The sequence below is a fragment of the Franconibacter pulveris genome, assembly GCF_056780215.1.
In genome coordinates this window covers 2512007-2528517 of the sequence record NZ_CM165555.1, presented here as the reverse complement: position 1 = coordinate 2528517, position 16511 = coordinate 2512007, and the positions used below count along the sequence as shown (strand labels likewise).

The window sequence follows — 16511 nt, the reverse complement described above, 5'->3', positions numbered from 1 at the left end:
CCGTTTTCAAGTGTGGCATTCGTTACAACGTCACTTTACTCTCGCCAGCGTAAACCCGTCCCACCCCTTGCTGCCCACGGTTTGCAGGGCAGTGACGGTCAGGCGAGAGTCATGGCCGAGCATCTCAATAAACTTCCGCACGCCCTGAACCCGCTCGTCCGGGCTTTCAGGGTTAGTTACTTCGCCATCGCGCACCACGTTATCGCCAATTATCAGCGTACCGGAACGGCTGTATTTCAGCGCCCATTCAAGATAGAGCGGGTTATTCGGTTTATCCGCATCGATAAAAATCAGGTCAAAGGGGGCAAGCGCGGCAAGGTCGGGCAGCGTATCCGCAGCCGGTCCCACGCGAATCTCGACGTTGTTAAGCCCGGCGCTGCGAATATTTTCCTGCGCCACGCGGGCATGATGCGCGTCCGCCTCAAGCGTCACGACGCAGCCGTCCTCTGGCAGCGCTCGCGCCATCCAGACGGTGCTATAGCCGCCCAGCGTGCCTATCTCCAGCACCTTGCGCGCGCCCGAAATTTGCACCAGCAACGCCAGCAGTTGCCCCTGATTAGGCGCGACGTCGATGGGAGGAAGACTGGATTGCTGATTGTGCAACAGAAGGTTATCTAAAACCGGATCGGCAGGTAGGAGGGTATTAACCAGGTACTCATCAACAGCAGACCATTTGGCGTGCATCGTCAGGCTCCTCGGTTGTGAATTAACAAAATCATAACATCGAAGCGGCGGAATAAGGCGCTGAAAAAAGGGGCTGCGTGTCAGGCGCGGCGAAGAATACGCGCTTCGCCGCGCCTGATGGAAAATTACGACGTCGCAAGCCCGCCCCAGCCGCCACCGAGGGAACGATACAGATCGACCTGCGCCTGCAGCAGGTTGTTTTTCACCTGCGCCAGGTTTAGCTCAGCCGAAAAGAGCGTGCGCTGGGCGTCCAGCACGTCAAGAAAAGAGGAGTAGCCATTGCTGTAGCGGTTCTGCGCGATGCGCAGCGTCTCCTGCGCCACGTCAACCTGGCCCTGCAGTTCCGTCATCTGCTCCCGGTAGCGACGAATGGCGTCGAGACTGTCGTTCACCTCCCGGAAAGCGTTGCGCACCGTCGATTCATAGCTGTAAAGCGCCTGATTGCGTTGCGACATCGCCACATCCACCCCCGCGTTAAGCGTTTCACGGTTCAGCAGCGGCGCCAGAATGCTGCCGCCGATGCTCCACAGCCGCAGCGGGTTATCAAGCAGGCCCGCCAGGGTATCGTCCTGCAGGCTGCCGCTGGCGGTCAGGTTAATGGAGGGCAGCAGTCTGGCGCGCTGCGCGGCGAGCGAGGCGTCCGCCGCCACCAGCGTTCGCTCCGCCTGGACGATATCGGGGCGGCGATTCAGCAGCGTGGAGGGCAGTTGACCAGGCAGCGCAAGCGGCGTCAGCGTGTTGATATCGCCGCCGCGCGCCACCGCGCCCGGGTTAGCGCCCAGCAGCACGCTGAGCGCATTTTCCTGGCTTGCTATCTGGTGCTGTAACGGCGGGATTTGCGCCCGGGTGGCGCGCCGCTCGGAATCGGTCTGCATCAGCTCAAGGCGCGACGTATAGCCAGTCTCATATTGCCGCTTCGCGAGCCGAAACGCCTCATCCCACGCCTTCAGCGTCTCCTCTGTGACGCGCAACTGCTCGTCCAGCGCCAGCAGGGTGAGATAGCCGGAAGCGACCGAGGAGGCGACGGTTAAATCCGCCGCCGCCGCCGCGGCTCTTTGCGCCTCAAGGCTTGCCTGGGCGGCGTCGCTCGCCCGACGGTTCGCTCCCCAGAGGTCCACATCGTAGCTCGCCGTCAGGCTGCCCCGCCAGAGCGTGCTGTGCGTCGGCAGGCCGGTGGCGGCAGACTGCGAGCGGCTGCGCGTGCCGCCCAGCTCTGCGCTGAGCGTCGGCCAGAGCGCGCTGTCGGCGGCGTTCAGCCGCGCCTGATATTCGTTCACCCGCTCGCGGGCGGTCAGCACGTCGCTGTTATAGCGCAGCGCCTGGTCCACGTAGCGGTTAAGGGCGACATCGTGGAAATTTCGCCACCAGAACCCTTCGGCGGAGGAGGATGGCCCAACGGCATCGCGCCACTGGGCCGGGATGTGCAGCGACGGCGTAGCCTGCTGCACTTCAGGGCTCTGGCACCCCGCCAGCAGAAGCGCGAGCGCAACCTGTGAGAGACGACGCATTACTCCGCCTCCTCGCCGGTGTTGATATGCACCTGTACCGACATGCCGGGGCGCAGCCGCTGGCGTTGTTCATTGTTGCCAAGCACTTCAATGCGCACCGGAATGCGCTGGGCGATTTTTACGAAGTTGCCGGTGGCGTTATCCGGCGTGATGGCGCTGAACTCCACGCCTGTTGCTGGCGAGATACTCTGTACGCGCCCCTGGAATTTCTCGCCGTGCAGCGCGTCCACGCTGAAGGTGACAGGCTGGCCGATGCGCAGGTTCGCCAGCTGCGTCTCTTTGATATTGGCGATAACCCAGTTCTGCGGCGGCACCAGCGACGTCAGATGCGTGCCGGCGGTAACATAGGCGCCAAGGCGCACGGCTATCTGCCCAAGCTGGCCGTCGCGCGGCGCGATAATCCGCGTGTTTTGCAAATCGATTTGCGCCAGCTCCAGCGCCGCTTTGGCGTTTTCCACATCCGCCTCCAGCGCGGCGCGGTTGACAATCACGCTCTGCAAATTCTGCCGTGAAACGTCGAGCTGCGCCCGGGCTTGTTCAACCCCCGCATTGCCCTGCGCGGCGCTCGCAAGCGACGCGTCGCGCTCGCGCACCGAAAGCGAGCCATCGGACGCCAGCTCCTGAACGCGGCGCAAATCCGCCTGGTTGCGTTTGTACTGCGCCTGGGCGTTAAGCAGCGTCGCTTTATTCTGGGCGATAGTCGCCTCAGCGCTGCGGCGCTGCTGAACGTTATTCGCAAGCGCCGCTTCGCGCATGGCGAGGGTCGCCTGCGCCTGATGCACGCGCTGGCTGTAGATGCGATCGTCAATGGTCATCAGCACATCTCCCTTTTTGACGACCGCGAAATCCTGCACGTTCACGGCGGTGATATAGCCATTCACCTGCGGGCTGATAAAGGTCGTCATGCCTCGCACGTAGGCGTTATCGGTAAACTCCACGTTGCGGGTGAAAGGGGGCAATTTCCAGGCGTAGAGGATAATCAACACGCCAAGAATGCCGATAGCGGCGGCGGCGAAAAAGGAAACCACGCGTAAATTGTTGCGTTCCGGGGTTTGAGCGGGCGTAGCGTCTTGCTGGCTCATAACTGCTCCATACAGGTGAACATTATGGGTTCTTCTCTTCAGGTTTAGCGGACATCGCCTGCTTCAGGGCCTTGCGCGCGGCGATGCGCAGGCGGATAAGCCGCCAGAAAATCCACAGCAGCGTTGACGCGGCGATAGTGGCGGTCAGCAGATAGGTATCGTTATAGGCAAGGATAGTCGCCTCCGTGGTGCTGACCGTCTGCAACTGCTGCGCAGCCTGTACGCTTAACAGCGCCGGGTCATTAATGCGGCTTTGAAAAAGCTGGCTGTAAAGCTGTAACCGTTCGGTCACCAGGGGGTTGAGCGTGGTGAGCTGATCGGCAAGCAGGTTTGAATGGTACTTTTCGCGCCAGGTCTGGAAAGTGCCGAGCAGCGCCGAGCCAATCAGCCCGCCCAGGTTCTGGCTCATGCCGAACAGCACCGAAAAGCTCACCAGGTTGCGCGGGTCCGCGATGACGCCGCCAATCGCTGCCAGCGTCGCGGGCCCTAAGAAAAAGGCGCTGCTGAAGCCGAACAGGAACTGGCTAATCAGCAGTTGATTCGGGCGGGTAAGGCTTGTGGAGTGGCTGTCCATCAGCGAGGCGATGACCATCAACACCAGCGACGTGACGATAGGCCAGGCGGTTTTTTGCGGATTAATAGTCAGCGCGCTTATCACGATGCCGCAAACTGTGCCGGCGAGAATAGAGAGCGCGAGCGTCGTCATCTGCTCATTCTGCAAGCCGACATACTGCAGCCAGCCGATAGCGCCGGTGTTCTGCTCCGCCAGCGCAATGCGAATCAGCACCATCACCAGCCCGAGCCGCACAATACTGCCGCTGGAGAGCCAGCGCGTGTTCAGCAGCGGGTTCGTGCGGTTATGTTCAAAGGTGATGGCGGCGATAATCAACACCACGGCGCCCGCCAGCGTCCAGCCAAGCCACGGCGTTTCAAACCACCACTCAATACGGCCTAGTGAAAGCACCGCGCAGAGCATCGCCATGCCCGGCGCCAGCAGAAAGAAGGTGAGAAAATCTTTTTTCTCAAAGACCTTGCGCCGGTCGCCTGGCGGCAGCTTCAGCGCGATAACGCAGGCGAGCGAAATCAGCGCAAGCCCCAGCTCGAAGAGATAAAGCCCGCGCCACTCGTCAAGCTCCAGCAGTTCGGAGGAGAAGAGCCGGGCGATGGGAATCGCCAGTTGCGAACCGGTGATACCAATGGTCAACGCCTTCAGGCGGTGCTTCGCGGGCCAGGCCTGGATTTGGTAGTAAATGCCAAGCGAACTCAGGGCCGCTCCCACCATGCCGTGGGCGGCGCGCACCATGAGCGCTGAGGAGAGATCGTTTACAAACAGATGGAAGAAGGTGACCAGCACGTAGAGCACCAGAAAACCTTCGGTAAACGCCCGCAGCCCGTACTGCTGGCGAAACTTCACCAGCAACAGGTTAATGGAAATATTGGTCATCACATAGACGGCGGGAAGCCAGGCTATCTCCGTCGACCAGGCGGCGAAGGTTCCCTGTAAATTTTGCAGGTTCGCCGTCACCATGGCGTTGCCAAGGCCGCCGGTCAGGCAGACCAGCAGACCAACGATGCCGTAAGCGATGCGTCTGGGCATCGGATGTACAGGCGTTGAGGGAGAGCCGAGCAGCATCGGCTTTTCGTGCGGTTGCCACTCGCGCGGCGCGTACGGGTCTGATTTCGGCAAACGCATTACTGTTTTTCCACTTCCTGCAGCAGGCGGCTCAGCACGCGGCGCGTGACGGCCTGGTCTTCGGGGCTAATCAGCGTGAGGATCTCTTCGCGCAGGCGGTCCGCCTCGACTTTCACTTTTTCATACAGCGCCTCACCTTCGGGGGTCGCCACCAGCAGGCGTTTACGTTTGTCGCCGGGCGTAATGCGCGTTATCAACCCTTGCGCCACCAGCCGGCTCAGGAGCGGCACCAGCGTGGCGCTCTCAACGCCCAACTCCTGCGCCAGCTCGCTTTGCGAGAGCGGCGTTTCGTGGCGGGCAATCGCCGAGACGGCGACCCAACTTGCCTGGCTCATCCCAAGCCCTTTAAGCCGTTTGTCAACCGCGCGGCGCCAGTGATGAGCGGTCAGATAAAGCAGGTGAGAGAAAGAAAGCCGATCGTGATCCACAGGGCAAACTCAATCGTTAGATATCTAACGAGTTTAGAGCCTGACTAATTCATAATTCAAGTGAATGATAAGGGGTATTGAAGGGTTTGGCGTGAATAGCAGACAAATCTGCCTTCCCTGGCGGCTTGTAAGTGACGTTGTCACGAAAACAGGCGTCGTGCATAACCGGGATACCACTGGGTAAATTTGATGGCTGCGACCAGCGCAATCACCGTCATGCCGACGCCTGCGCCTGCCGGTAAGCGGGGATTGACCAGCATCACGATATCGATAACGGACATCGCCGCAAACGCCAGCGCCCAGCCGCAGGCTATGCGGCTATGCACCCGCAAACCGAGCGGGCTGAGCGGCCCAACCGGGCGTGGCTGCTGATACTGCACCGTAAATGGACGACGGATAAGCAGCGAGCCAAGCGCTACCAGCATAAAAGCCGCATCGCCTGCCAGACGCACCGCGAACAACGAGACGGTTTTACCGCTCGCCAGGCTCCACCCTGCCAGCAGGGCGAAGACGGCGAAAGCGGTCCACTCCAGCGCCAAAAGCTGACGCGACGCTTTCCAGCTACGCAGCAGCGGATACACAGAGATCACCAGCGCCGCCAGCAGCGCGCTGAACACGCCCAGATGCTGCGCCAGCACCGCAAAAACAATAAACGGGACAAAAGCCATTACCATCATCATTTACGCATCCTCCCCGTCGGCAAACCAGTTGCCGTGAAAACCATCCGGTACGCGTACCGGCAACGCGGCGCGCCACAGCGGACCTTGTTCAATATTCAGCGCGTCGAAGGCGACCAGCGCGCTGGTGTTGCTGATGGCGGACCAGACGGTCATCAGCAGCGCGCCTTCGCCTTCGGCAGCCGTGTCGCTGGCCGGCACAAAGACCGGTTCCGATACGCTGACCGCTTCCGGCCACTGCCAGGTCGCGACATGGTTGCGATGGTGGTCGATATGCGCCAGCGTGTTGAAGCGCTCGGGCATCTCGCCATCTTCCGGCTGCGTGGTGACAAACCAGCCGTGGCGATAGGGTTGTCCGGTAAAACGCTCATCGATGCGGGGAAACTCGCCGCCGCGCGCATAGAGCGCCTGCTCACGGATTTCACCGTCGCCCGCAAGCGGGATTTGCCAGCGCGTCAGGCGTGAATGGGCGCCAGGGGCGCTGGCGGGCCTGCCGTCGGGCAGCGTAAACAGCGGCGGGGCGTCATATTGCATCACATCCAGCCACAGCGCCTCCTCATCCTGCCAGGCGTTCATGGTATGAAATACGTAGCCGAGCGGCGCCCGCAGCCAGCGCATCGCTTTCACGCCTTCATGGCGGGGAATAACCGCAAGCCAGCTGCCGCGCTCCGGCTCCCAGGCGAAAACCGGACCGCCTGCGGCTGCGCGTTCGCGAGAACCGACCAGCGGCATCACCGGGATCAGGGAATAATCGGTGGTAATGGCAAAGTCGTGCGCCATGCTGGCGTACGGCGCGGTAAACCGCTCACAGGAAAGCAATTCACCGGCAGGCGACAGCGCGCCGGTCGCCATGCCGGCGCTCAGCCCCTCCGGCACGCCGTAAGCAAAGAAAACCAGGTCGCCGCGGGCGTCGGCTTTCGGGTGCGCCGTAAAGCGATGCTTTAATTGACCGTTGAAATCCTCAATCCCCAGCGTCTCCAGTTCCGGCAGCGTAACGGCGACCGGCAGGTGCGCCTCTTCGAGCGCCAGCACTTTTCCGGCATGACGGATGATATTGGTATTCGCCGTGCCGCTGTCTGGCTCATCCGTTACGGCTTGCGGCTGTACTGCTTTGCGATAGCGTGAGGTACGAACCCAGCGGTTACGGTAGTAAATTTCGCCATTCTTAATCTGAAAAGCGTGCAGCATGCCTTCGCCGAAAAACCAGTGGCTGGCGGAGGCGGCGTCGACAGGGTTGGGGCCGTTGCGCACCAGCGTGCCGCGTAGAGCGGTTGGGATAACGCCTTCCAGCGGCAGCGGTCCAGTTTCGATCTCCTTATCCACCGGCGCCAGGTTAGTGGCAGAGACAAGTGCAATGTTCATGGTTGCGTTCTCCTACAGGTGAATTAATCTTTCCAGTGGAAATATACAGGTTAAAAAATGATCGTTGCAAGCTATTTTTACACTGGTAAGATTAATTTGTGTCGGCAGGAGCACGGCATCATGAAAACAGGGAAACAACAGGAGGAGTTATGCTGGATAACACAGCATCATCTGGAGCGGCAAAAAAGCCGTATCATCGGGGCGATCTGCCCGAGGCGCTACTGGCGGCAGCGGAAAATGTGCTGGTGCGCGACGGCATCGCTGGCGTGGGACTGCGCGCTATCGCCCGCGAGGCGGAGGTTTCTCATACCGCGCCCAAACATCACTTTGGTGACCTGGCGAATCTGCTGAGCGAGCTGGCGGCGAGAGGCTATCAGCGGCTGGACGAGGCGCTGCGCGACGCGACGCGCGACGCGACGGATTATGAAGCCAGACGCCGGAGAGTGGCGAAAACCTATGTGCGCTTCGCATGCGACCACCCGCAGCTGTTCGGCCTGATGTTTCGCAACGAGATAATTTCGCTGCAAAACGCAAACCTGTTAGCCGCCATCCGCAGCTCGCTGCTCGGTATGGCCGAGGCGGTGAGCGAGCGCGCTATTTCCACGGAAAGCTATGCGTCGGAGGGCATCAGCAAAGAAGAGGCGATGCGCATTACCGTCGCCTGGGCTTATCTCCACGGCCTCGCTACGCTGCTGGTGGACAAACGTCTCGGCGGGCTGGCGAAGTTCAGCGGTTTTGAAAGCGCCCGGATGCTGGTCGAGCAGATTCTGGATCAGGTCACCATAACCATGACGATGGGCGAGAAAGCAGCATAAGCCCGCTTTGGCGAGGCGTTATTTTTGCGCTATGTTCCTTGCAAACCCTGAATGAGGAGACGTGATGGCGGAGTTCACCATTGAAAAGGCCGACCCAGAACACCCGGACGCGATTGTCCTGCAGGCGGCGCTGTCAAAAACTCTGGAGGCGCTGACGGGCAGTTCCGGCGCCCAGTCGTTTAACCATCGCGACGTAAAGGTGGAGGGCGCCCGGTTTTTACTGGCGCGCGACGCCAGCGGCAGGGCGGTTGGCTGCGTCGCCTGTCGGCCGCTTGAACCGGGGATCGTTGAGATTAAACGCCTCTTCGCCTTACCCTGCAGCCGGGGCGCAGGCCGCGCGCTGCTGCGGCATATCGAAGCGTTCGCCCGGGACTACGGCTATCGCGAGGCCTGGCTGGAAACCCGCCGCAGCAACCCGGCGGCAGTCGACTTCTACCTGCGTAACGGCTATCGCATTATCGAAAATTATGGCCGCTACGTGGGTCAACAGGACGCGGTCTGCTTCGCCAGAACGCTCGGAGAGGCAGAGTATGCTGAGCGGGCTTAATCACCTGACGCTTGCCGTGCGCACGCTGGATAACAGCCTCGCCTTTTATGTCGACCTGCTGGGGCTGAAACTGCATGCCCGCTGGGATAACGGCGCCTACCTGAGCTGCGGTTCGCTGTGGCTGTGCCTTTCGCTTGACGACGCGGCGGGCGCCGCGCCCACCGATTACACGCATTACGCTTTCACGGTGAGCGAGACGGATTTTCCAGCGCTTGCCGACACCTTAACCCAGGCAGGCGTGCGGATATGGAAAACTAACCGCAGCGAGGGCGAGTCATTCTATTTTCTCGACCCGGACAACCATCAGCTGGAGCTGCATGTCGGGTCGCTCGCTTCGCGTCTCGCCGCCTGCCGCGAGAAGCCCTACGCCGGCATGCGTTTTTATTCCTGAAGCCCTCTTACAGCGGGCTGGTTTCGCTATTAAGGGCGTTTTGCGCCGATGCGGCTGGGGAAGACGAACGCTCGGGGAACGCCCCATATTTTCCGTCGCGCGCTGCGCATTGAAAAAAGATACGCCCTGTATACGGCAAAGGGGGGCTGATAAACTTACGTCAATTTTTTAATCACCAGGTGATAAGCGAAAAGGACGGATGCAAACAATAAAAAATCTGGCGACAGGGAGAATAAGCCTGGCGCAAACCTTCTGGGGTTATGGCGTCTGCGGGAATATCATTTTAGGCCTTGTCGGAACGTCGGCAATAAATAATGAATTTTTGGGATTTTTTATTCTCACGCTTATCTTAAAGTTTCTGCTATTCGCCACGGTGCTCTCGGGCATCACGTTTATTATGCGTAACGGTAAGATAACCGTCTGGCGCATACTGGCTTTCGCCGTGGTGCTTATTGAGGTTATCGTCGGGCTGATCATGGCCGCGGCGCTCGCGTCTGTCGTGTTCTGAAATCTTTTTTTTCTGTAGGTTACAGCGATTTGTTTTATTTTCCCGCCATGCGGCAGCAGTGGCTTTTCGCGCCTGCGCCTTTAAGGTTGATCCGATAGGGGAAAAGTAAAAACCTCGTTACTCTGGCGGCAGAATAGCAATTAAGGAGGCACTATGGAGCTGATGCCCATGCCAAAACTATCTGAAAGCACGCTCAATGCGATCAATACGCTGGGCCAGTGGCTGGCGCAAACCGATATGGCTTCGCCTGCCGACGCCAGCGCAGCGCAGCTGGTCGTGCTGGCGGGCAACGCGGCGCTGCCGACGCTGGAAACCGCCGCGCAGATTTCAAACGCCCACGCGCTGCCATTATTGATTACCGGCGGGATCGGCCACTCCACCACGTTTCTTTACGCCGCCGTGGCGCGCCACCCCCGTTACAACAGCTTGCGCACTACCGGGCTGAGCGAGGCGGATTTGCTGGCGTCTATCGCCAGAAAATACCTCAAAGTGCCTGAGGAGAGGCTGATTATTGAGCGACGCTCCACCAACAGCGGGGAAAACGCCAGCTTTACCCGCAAGCTGATGGAGGAGAAAGGGCTAAAGCCGCAGCGTACGGTGTTGATTCAGGACCCAACCATGCAGCGGCGCACGGCCGCCACCTTCGCGCACGTCTGGCGCGACGCGCCAGCCAGGCCGCAGTGGTTAAGCTATCCCGGCTTTGTGCCGCAGGTGGTTAACGGCGAGCGGAACCTGAAGTTCGCTAACCCCCAGGATGGGCTGTGGGAAGTGGCGCGTTATCTTTCCCTGGTGCTGGGCGAAATGCCGCGTCTTAACGATGATGAGCAGGGGTACGGCCCGCGCGGAAGAGGGTTTATCGAGCATGTCGATATGCCTGCTGACGTGCATGAAGCGTGGGAACAGGTGCAAAACGACGCGGCGCTGACGGGGCCATTGCGCAGCCGCTCGCTCATTTAATTTCCCGGCCTGCCGTTTACAGCGCGCCGCTGTAAACGGTTTTCGCGTCTTCTCTCCAGGTTTTCTGCAACAGCGTTTCTTTTTTTAGATTTCCTTCACACATTCCTCTTTTTCACCGCGCCGGGTGAGGCAATGCCGTTTAGTTTTTAACAAACTGTTTACTTCTAACACACATCAATAACCTGACAAGGGAGTAAGGCATGACAGCACCTGTGCAGCACCCGATGTATATCGATGGCCAGTTCGTCAACTGGCAGGGCGATAACTGGCTTGATGTCATTAACCCGGCCACCGAAGAGGTGATTTCACGTATCCCGGACGGCACGGCGGAGGATGCGCGCAAGGCTATCGAGGCGGCTGAACGGGCGCAGGCGCCGTGGGAAGCGCTGCCCGCCATTGAGCGCGCCGGGTGGCTGCGCAAAATCGCCGCCGGCATCCGCGAGCGGGCCGCGGAAATCAGCGCCATGATTGTCGCTGAAGGGGGAAAAACGCAGCAGCTGGCCGAAGTGGAGGTAGCTTTCACGGCGGATTATCTGGAGTACATGGCGGAATGGGCGCGCCGTTACGAAGGCGAAATTATCCAGAGCGACCGCCCTGGCGAAAATATTCTGGTATTCAAACGCGCGCTCGGCGTCACCACCGGCATCCTGCCGTGGAATTTCCCGTTCTTCCTGATAGCGCGCAAGCTCGCGCCAGCGCTGGTGACCGGCAATACCATTGTGATTAAACCGAGCGAATTCACGCCAAACAACGCCATCGCCTTTGCGGAAATCGTCCATCAGGTGGGGTTGCCGAAAGGGGTGTTCAACCTGGTGCTCGGGCGCGGCGAAACGGTAGGGCAGGAGCTGGCGGGCAACCCGAAAGTGGCGATGGTCAGCATGACCGGAAGCGTCGCGGCGGGCGAAAAAATCATGGCGGCGGCGGCCAGGAACATCACCAAAGTCTGCCTGGAGCTGGGCGGTAAAGCGCCGGCGATTGTAATGGACGACGCGGATCTGGAGCTTGCGGTGAAAGCGATTGTCGATTCCCGCGTTATCAACACCGGGCAGGTGTGCAACTGCGCCGAGCGTGTCTATGTGCAAAAAGGGATTTATGACCGTTTTGTCAGCAAGCTTGGCGAAGCCATGAAAGCGGTGGCGTTTGGCGACCCGGCGCAGCGTAACGACGTCGCGATGGGGCCGCTTATCAACGCTGCGGCGCTTGCGCGGGTGGAGCAAAAAGTGGCGAAGGCGGTGAGCGAAGGGGCGAAAGTGGTCTTTGGCGGCAAAGCGGCGGAAGGCAAAGGGTACTTTTACCCGCCCACGCTGCTGGTGGACGTCAACCAGCAGATGTCCATCATGCATGAAGAGACCTTCGGCCCGGTGCTGCCGGTGGTGGCGTTCGATACGCTCGACGAGGCGCTGAAGATGGCAAACGACAGCGACTACGGGCTGACCTCATCGATTTACACCACCAATCTCAACACCGCGATGAAAGCCATCAGCGGGCTGAAGTTTGGCGAAACCTACGTGAACCGCGAAAACTTCGAGGCGATGCAGGGGTTCCATGCCGGGTGGCGCAAGTCCGGCATCGGCGGCGCCGACGGCAAGCACGGCCTGCATGAATACCTGCAAACGCAGGTGGTGTATCTGCAAGCGTAATAACAGGGGGCCTGGCCCCCTTAGTTGTTCTCAAGCTTTCGCGCCAGCCAGCGCATCAACAGCTGCGGCCACGCCTGGGCGGGCAACCCTTCGGCATCGCGAATGCCAAAACCGTGGCCGCCTTCCTCAAAAAGATGCAGCTCGGCGGCCACCCCTTTTTCACGCAGCGCGTTAAACATCGCCAGGCTGTTTTCCACTTTCACTGAAGGATCGTCCACGGCGTGAAACAGAAACGCGGGCGGCATCGCCTCCGGCAGCGATTGTTCCGGCGAATAACGTTTGATGTGGAAGCGATCGGGATCCTCGCCCAGCAGCTGTTGGCGAGACCCGGCATGCGCAATGGCCGGAGTCATGGAGACAACCGGATAGCCGAGGGCCAGAAACGCCGGACGGGCGCTCAGGTGGTCAATGTCATCAAGCGGCGCGTTGATCGCTTCGTCATAGCGAGTCGCGAGGCTTGCCGCCACGTGGCCGCCTGCGGAGAACCCCAGAACGCCGATTTTTTCAGGCGTGACGCCAAACTCCACCGCCCGGCGGCGCACCAGCCTTAAGGCGCGCTGCGCATCGGCCAGCGGCGCATCCGCTCCTTCGGCATGGCCGTCGCCGGGCAGGCGATAGGTCATGACAAAAAGCGTATATCCGGCGTCGTTAAAGGCGGGGGCGAGCGCGCTGCCTTCTTTATCCAGCACAACGCGACGATAAGAGCCGCCCGGCATGACCAGCAGCCCAATGCCATTAGGTTCATCAGGCTGGTAAACCGTGATTTGCGGGGCGCGCACGCCGGTCACGGCCCGGTCGAGCAGCGTTTCGCCGGTGTGTTGTTCTTCCAGGGTAAAACGGGCGTGGGATTGCCGCGCCCCAGGCGCTTCGCCGTCTGGCCAGACGGAAAAGGTGTCGGCGCGGGCGACGGCCTGCGCCATACGGTCGGAGAGGTTTGTCATGTGCTTCTGCCGTTACGATAAGGTCTTTTAAACATAACCCATGCTCGCAATGTCGCAGAAAAAAACCCGCGCGAGGCGGGTTTGATGTCGCTAATCGGTCACCGTTTTAAGGCAGCCGCTCATAAAGGTTCGACGGGCATCGCCGGAGAGCGACTGGTTGGTGGCCTGGGCGTTGCAGTCTTTCATTTTCTGCTGTTGCGTCATCGGTTTTTCGTCGGGGGTCGTGGGGCTGTTTTTCAGGCAGTCGCCCATAAAAGTTTTACGGGCATCGCCGGAGAGCGACTGGGCGGCGGCCTGGGCGTTGCAGTCTTTCATTTTTTGCTGCTGAGGATTAACGCTTTTTTCCACCTTAGCCGCGGCGCTGTTTTTCAGGCAATTGCTCATAAAGGTTTTACGATCGTCGCCAGAAAGCGACTGCGTTACGGCCTGAGTATTACAGTCTTGCATTCTTTTTTGCTGCGGCGTGACGGTTTTTTCCGCCGCATGCAGCGCCGTCGCGCACAGCAGCGTGGCCAGAAAGGTCGTTGTCGTGGTGAGTTTCATTATGTCGTCCTTTTTATGTTGAGGGGCACAGGATCGGGGCGCGACGGGAAAAAAGCGATTTGCTGATTTCTGAGTTCTTTTTCACCGGCGCCTGATAGTAGTTTACTCACTGGCGGGAAAAGCGCGTTTTCAGCGATAAAACTTATTCATTTACAGGAGATTAACCAAATAAAGTTAATGAATTCTTAATCTACTCCCGCTATGGTGAGGCAATCCTCGCCTTGGTTCAGGATTTTCTTATGCGCAGCAAATACACCTCATCGCAAATTACGCTTCACTGGCTGGTCTTTTTACTGGTGGTGGTCGCTTACAGCGCTATTGAGCTACGCGGGCTGGTGCCGCGAAGCGTAGGCCGTATTTTTATCTACACCCACTTTAGCTGCGGTATCGCCATTCTGGTGTTGATGGTGAGTCGGTTGCTGCTGCGGGCGAAATATCCTGAGCCGCCTATTGAGCCGAAGCCAAAGGCGCTCTATACCGGCCTTTCCCATCTCGTTCACGTGATTCTGTACCTGATGTTTATCGCGCTGCCGCTGCTCGGCGTGGCGGCGAAATATTATGGCGGACGCGAATGGTTCGCTTTTGGCTTCAGCATGCCCGTGGCGGCGGAAGGGGATGAGGATGTCGAAATGCAGCTGCGGGCGATCCACGCATTTATCGCCAACAGCAGCTATTTTGTGGTCGCGCTACATGCCGTGGCGGCGCTGGTGCACCACTATTTCTGGCGCGACAATACGCTGCTGCGCATGATGCCCGGTAAACGCAGCCGGTAAAATGGACGCTCCGTCTCTTTTTTGAACATATTTTCTATTGCAGTTCACATTTTGCACACTGCGCATTCGTGAAATCCGCTCCGTTCAGCCTACAACTATATCTATTATAGAAACACTCAGGTGAGCGGGGGAGCTATGGCGCAGTCGATTCAACGTCCGGTAACAGAGGTAGCGATGCAGGGAGAAGCGCATGAAGCACGCAGGCTGCGCAAGGTTTTGCTGGCGACCGGCGTCGGCCATTTTGTCGAGTGGTTTGACTTCGGCCTTTACGGGACGCTGGCCGCCATTATCGGCATGCAATTCTTCCAGTCGAGCAGCCCGGCGGCTGCGCTGCTCTCGTCATTTGCGGTATTTGGCGCGGGCTTTGTGATGCGTCCTCTCGGCGGGCTGTGGTTCGGATCGCTTGGCGACCGAATCGGGCGACAAAAGGTGCTGGCGAACGTCATCCTGCTCACCTCGGGCGCCACGTTTGTCATGGGGTTGCTTCCCACCTGGCAGCAGGTGGGCTTGCTGGCGCCGGCGCTGCTGGTGATCACCCGTCTGGTGCAGGGGTTCGCCGCAGGCGGCGAGACCTCCGGCGCCACCACCTATCTTGCCGAATTCGCGCCCGCGCGGCGGCGCGGCTATTTCACCTGCTGGATAGACAACTTTGGCTTTATGGCGTTTGTTGCAGGCTCCGGCCTGGTTTTTCTGCTTACGGCTTCGCTTGGCGAAACGGCGATGAACGAATGGGGCTGGCGCATTCCGTTTCTGATTGCCGGGCCGCTCGGCGCCGTGGGGCTTTATCTGCGCACCCGGCTTGAGGACTCGCCGGAGTTCACCGCCGCCGTCCGGGCGGGCAAAACGGCGCAGGCGCCGCTGCGCACGGCGGTGACGTCCGCCTGGCGGGCGCTGCTGTTCTGCGTCGGGTTTGTGGTTATCAAAGCGGTGGGTCACTGGACGCTGCAAACGTTTATGCCAGGTTATCTCTCAACGGAGCTCCATTTCAGCAAGCTTGATTCCTACGCCATTACCACCCTTGGCCTGTTCGCTATCGCCGTGATGGTGCCGTTTATGGGCTACCTTTCGGACCGCTTCGGGCGCAAGCCGTTAATGCTGGCGGGCTGCGGCGGGTTTATTCTCTTCACCTGGCCCGCGATGATGGTGATGGCGCAGGGCGATATGCTCTCCGCCATGCTGGCGATGCTGGTGCTGGGCGCGTTTATCGCCGCCTTCGACGGCGCCTGCAGCGCGGCGATGGCGGAGCTTTTTCCCACCGGCGTGCGCTACGGCGGCATGTCGATAGCCTATAACTTCGCGGTCGCCTTTTTCGGCGGCATCACCCCCTGGTTTTCGGCTTACCTCATTACCGCCACCGGCAACCCGTTCTCACCGGCCTTTTACGTCATGGGTGCGGCGCTGGTAACCTTCCTGACGGTGATGCGGGCGAAAGAGACGGCGGGCCAACCGCTGCGGCGATAAACGGAAAAAGCGCCTGCGGGCGCTTTTTATCGCCCGGACGCAGGCTGCCGTTGAAGCTCTGGCAACAGCGCTCGGCTTCATAAGACGCCGTCAAGGCGTGGTCTTTTTACTTAAGCATCCCACCGGATTAAACAGCCTGTACGCCACTTCAGGTTTACACGGGATGATAGCGTGATATACCATACCCCCCTATAGTATATGGAGGCGTCTTATGCCGCATTCCCCTGAAGATAAAAAACGTATTCTCACTCGCGTGCGCCGTATTCGCGGCCAGGCCGAGGCGCTGGAGCGGGCGCTGGAGGCGGGCGAGCCTTGCCTTGCCATTCTGCAGCAGATCGCCGCCGTGCGCGGCGCCGCGAACGGCCTGATGGGCGAGATGGTGGAAATCCACCTGAAAGACGAGCTGGTCAGCGGCGACACGACCAGCGCCGAACGCGCGGAGCGCATGGCGGAAATCGGCCAGCTTCTGCGCGCCTATCTAAAATAACAATGACCATCCAC

General features: G+C 59.7%; 17 protein-coding genes and 2 pseudogenes. 9 read left to right on the top strand and 10 right to left on the bottom strand.

Annotated elements, in window-relative coordinates:
- Positions 1–30 precede the first annotated feature (30 nt).
- The 7 genes from ACU4F7_RS11960 to ACU4F7_RS11930 all read right to left on the bottom strand — a co-directional run bounded on the left by ACU4F7_RS11960 (position 31) and on the right by ACU4F7_RS11930 (position 7434).
- A complete protein-coding gene (locus ACU4F7_RS11960; protein WP_481636992.1) occupies positions 31–684 on the bottom strand; it encodes an O-methyltransferase in 654 nt (217 codons plus the stop codon).
- A gap of 125 nt (positions 685–809) precedes the next feature.
- Complete coding sequence (locus ACU4F7_RS11955; protein WP_481636991.1) at positions 810–2192, bottom strand: efflux transporter outer membrane subunit; 1383 nt, start codon at positions 2190–2192, stop codon at positions 810–812.
- Positions 2192–3274, bottom strand: a complete 1083-nt coding sequence (locus ACU4F7_RS11950) for an HlyD family secretion protein (RefSeq protein ID WP_029591608.1) — start codon at positions 3272–3274, stop codon at positions 2192–2194. The genes ACU4F7_RS11955 and ACU4F7_RS11950 overlap by 1 nt, the downstream gene beginning before the upstream one ends.
- Positions 3275–3296: 22 nt before the next feature.
- Positions 3297–4967, bottom strand: a complete 1671-nt coding sequence (locus tag ACU4F7_RS11945; RefSeq protein WP_029591609.1) for an MFS transporter — start codon at positions 4965–4967, stop codon at positions 3297–3299.
- The gene (locus ACU4F7_RS11940; RefSeq protein ID WP_481636990.1) at positions 4967–5395 is read right to left on the bottom strand and encodes a MarR family winged helix-turn-helix transcriptional regulator; all 429 of its coding nucleotides are present in this window, start codon (positions 5393–5395) and stop codon (positions 4967–4969) included. Before ACU4F7_RS11940 ends, ACU4F7_RS11945 begins: the two co-directional genes overlap by 1 nt.
- Positions 5396–5535: 140 nt before the next feature.
- Positions 5536–6075 (bottom strand): hypothetical protein, encoded by a 540-nt coding sequence (locus tag ACU4F7_RS11935; RefSeq protein WP_481636989.1) that lies wholly within the window; start codon positions 6073–6075, stop codon positions 5536–5538.
- Entirely contained in the window at positions 6076–7434 is a 1359-nt protein-coding gene (locus ACU4F7_RS11930) for a carotenoid oxygenase family protein (RefSeq protein ID WP_481636988.1), read from the bottom strand. It abuts the gene before it with no gap.
- A 149-nt stretch (positions 7435–7583) separates the two neighbouring features.
- Here ACU4F7_RS11930 and ACU4F7_RS11925 point away from each other — a divergent pair, with 149 nt between their 5' ends.
- The 6 genes from ACU4F7_RS11925 to aldA all read left to right on the top strand — a co-directional run bounded on the left by ACU4F7_RS11925 (position 7584) and on the right by aldA (position 12292).
- Positions 7584–8249, top strand: coding sequence for a TetR/AcrR family transcriptional regulator (locus ACU4F7_RS11925; RefSeq protein WP_481636987.1), 666 nt, complete (start codon positions 7584–7586; stop codon positions 8247–8249).
- A gap of 64 nt (positions 8250–8313) precedes the next feature.
- Positions 8314–8796: a GNAT family N-acetyltransferase gene (locus ACU4F7_RS11920; protein WP_029591614.1), complete on the top strand. Its 483-nt coding sequence runs from the start codon at positions 8314–8316 to the stop codon at positions 8794–8796.
- On the top strand, positions 8780–9187 hold the full coding sequence (gene fos, locus ACU4F7_RS11915; protein ID WP_481636986.1) for a fosfomycin resistance glutathione transferase: 408 nt from the start codon (positions 8780–8782) through the stop codon (positions 9185–9187). The genes ACU4F7_RS11920 and fos overlap by 17 nt, the downstream gene beginning before the upstream one ends.
- Before the next feature lie 199 nt (positions 9188–9386).
- Positions 9387–9695 carry a hypothetical protein gene (locus ACU4F7_RS11910; RefSeq protein ID WP_481636985.1) on the top strand — a complete coding sequence of 103 codons (309 nt, stop codon included), beginning with the start codon at positions 9387–9389 and terminating at the stop codon, positions 9693–9695.
- Between the two features lie 153 nt (positions 9696–9848).
- Positions 9849–10652 carry a YdcF family protein gene (locus ACU4F7_RS11905; protein WP_481636984.1) on the top strand — a complete coding sequence of 268 codons (804 nt, stop codon included), beginning with the start codon at positions 9849–9851 and terminating at the stop codon, positions 10650–10652.
- A 200-nt stretch (positions 10653–10852) separates the two neighbouring features.
- Positions 10853–12292 carry an aldehyde dehydrogenase gene (gene aldA / locus ACU4F7_RS11900; RefSeq protein ID WP_029591618.1) on the top strand — a complete coding sequence of 480 codons (1440 nt, stop codon included), beginning with the start codon at positions 10853–10855 and terminating at the stop codon, positions 12290–12292.
- Between the two features lie 20 nt (positions 12293–12312).
- Here the strand turns inward: aldA and ACU4F7_RS11895 are convergent, their stop codons facing one another.
- The 3 genes and pseudogenes from ACU4F7_RS11895 to ACU4F7_RS11885 all read right to left on the bottom strand — a co-directional run.
- Positions 12313–13233, bottom strand: coding sequence for an alpha/beta hydrolase (locus ACU4F7_RS11895; protein ID WP_481636983.1), 921 nt, complete (start codon positions 13231–13233; stop codon positions 12313–12315).
- Between the two features lie 90 nt (positions 13234–13323).
- Positions 13324–13425 (bottom strand): annotated as a pseudogene (locus tag ACU4F7_RS11890) (PsiF family protein); the annotation flags it as partial.
- A 36-nt stretch (positions 13426–13461) separates the two neighbouring features.
- Positions 13462–13776: pseudogene (locus tag ACU4F7_RS11885) on the bottom strand (PsiF family protein); the annotation flags it as partial.
- 239 nt (positions 13777–14015) lie between these two features.
- Between ACU4F7_RS11885 and cybB the strand changes: the two are divergent.
- The 3 genes from cybB to ACU4F7_RS11870 all read left to right on the top strand — a co-directional run bounded on the left by cybB (position 14016) and on the right by ACU4F7_RS11870 (position 16497).
- The gene (gene cybB, locus ACU4F7_RS11880; RefSeq protein WP_481636982.1) at positions 14016–14549 is read left to right on the top strand and encodes a cytochrome b561; all 534 of its coding nucleotides are present in this window, start codon (positions 14016–14018) and stop codon (positions 14547–14549) included.
- A gap of 135 nt (positions 14550–14684) precedes the next feature.
- Entirely contained in the window at positions 14685–16010 is a 1326-nt protein-coding gene (locus tag ACU4F7_RS11875) for an MFS transporter (protein WP_481636981.1), read from the top strand.
- A 211-nt stretch (positions 16011–16221) separates the two neighbouring features.
- Positions 16222–16497: a metal/formaldehyde-sensitive transcriptional repressor gene (locus tag ACU4F7_RS11870; protein ID WP_024557506.1), complete on the top strand. Its 276-nt coding sequence runs from the start codon at positions 16222–16224 to the stop codon at positions 16495–16497.
- The last annotated feature ends 14 nt before the right edge of the window (positions 16498–16511 follow it).

What these genes read in the sequence shown, in the direction of transcription:
- ACU4F7_RS11960 (WP_481636992.1), bottom strand. Translation starts at nt 684, where the DNA reads ATGCACGCCAAATGGTCTGCTGTTGATGAGTACCTGGTTAATACCCTC.
- ACU4F7_RS11955 (WP_481636991.1), bottom strand. Translation starts at nt 2,192, where the DNA reads ATGCGTCGTCTCTCACAGGTTGCGCTCGCGCTTCTGCTGGCGGGGTGC.
- ACU4F7_RS11950 (WP_029591608.1), bottom strand. Translation starts at nt 3,274, where the DNA reads ATGAGCCAGCAAGACGCTACGCCCGCTCAAACCCCGGAACGCAACAAT.
- ACU4F7_RS11945 (WP_029591609.1), bottom strand. Translation starts at nt 4,967, where the DNA reads ATGCGTTTGCCGAAATCAGACCCGTACGCGCCGCGCGAGTGGCAACCG.
- ACU4F7_RS11935 (WP_481636989.1), bottom strand. Translation starts at nt 6,075, where the DNA reads ATGATGATGGTAATGGCTTTTGTCCCGTTTATTGTTTTTGCGGTGCTG.
- ACU4F7_RS11930 (WP_481636988.1), bottom strand. Translation starts at nt 7,434, where the DNA reads ATGAACATTGCACTTGTCTCTGCCACTAACCTGGCGCCGGTGGATAAG.
- ACU4F7_RS11925 (WP_481636987.1), top strand. Translation starts at nt 7,584, where the DNA reads ATGCTGGATAACACAGCATCATCTGGAGCGGCAAAAAAGCCGTATCAT.
- ACU4F7_RS11920 (WP_029591614.1), top strand. Translation starts at nt 8,314, where the DNA reads ATGGCGGAGTTCACCATTGAAAAGGCCGACCCAGAACACCCGGACGCG.
- fos (WP_481636986.1), top strand. Translation starts at nt 8,780, where the DNA reads ATGCTGAGCGGGCTTAATCACCTGACGCTTGCCGTGCGCACGCTGGAT.
- ACU4F7_RS11910 (WP_481636985.1), top strand. Translation starts at nt 9,387, where the DNA reads ATGCAAACAATAAAAAATCTGGCGACAGGGAGAATAAGCCTGGCGCAA.
- ACU4F7_RS11905 (WP_481636984.1), top strand. Translation starts at nt 9,849, where the DNA reads ATGGAGCTGATGCCCATGCCAAAACTATCTGAAAGCACGCTCAATGCG.
- aldA (WP_029591618.1), top strand. Translation starts at nt 10,853, where the DNA reads ATGACAGCACCTGTGCAGCACCCGATGTATATCGATGGCCAGTTCGTC.
- ACU4F7_RS11895 (WP_481636983.1), bottom strand. Translation starts at nt 13,233, where the DNA reads ATGACAAACCTCTCCGACCGTATGGCGCAGGCCGTCGCCCGCGCCGAC.
- cybB (WP_481636982.1), top strand. Translation starts at nt 14,016, where the DNA reads ATGCGCAGCAAATACACCTCATCGCAAATTACGCTTCACTGGCTGGTC.
- ACU4F7_RS11875 (WP_481636981.1), top strand. Translation starts at nt 14,685, where the DNA reads ATGGCGCAGTCGATTCAACGTCCGGTAACAGAGGTAGCGATGCAGGGA.
- ACU4F7_RS11870 (WP_024557506.1), top strand. Translation starts at nt 16,222, where the DNA reads ATGCCGCATTCCCCTGAAGATAAAAAACGTATTCTCACTCGCGTGCGC.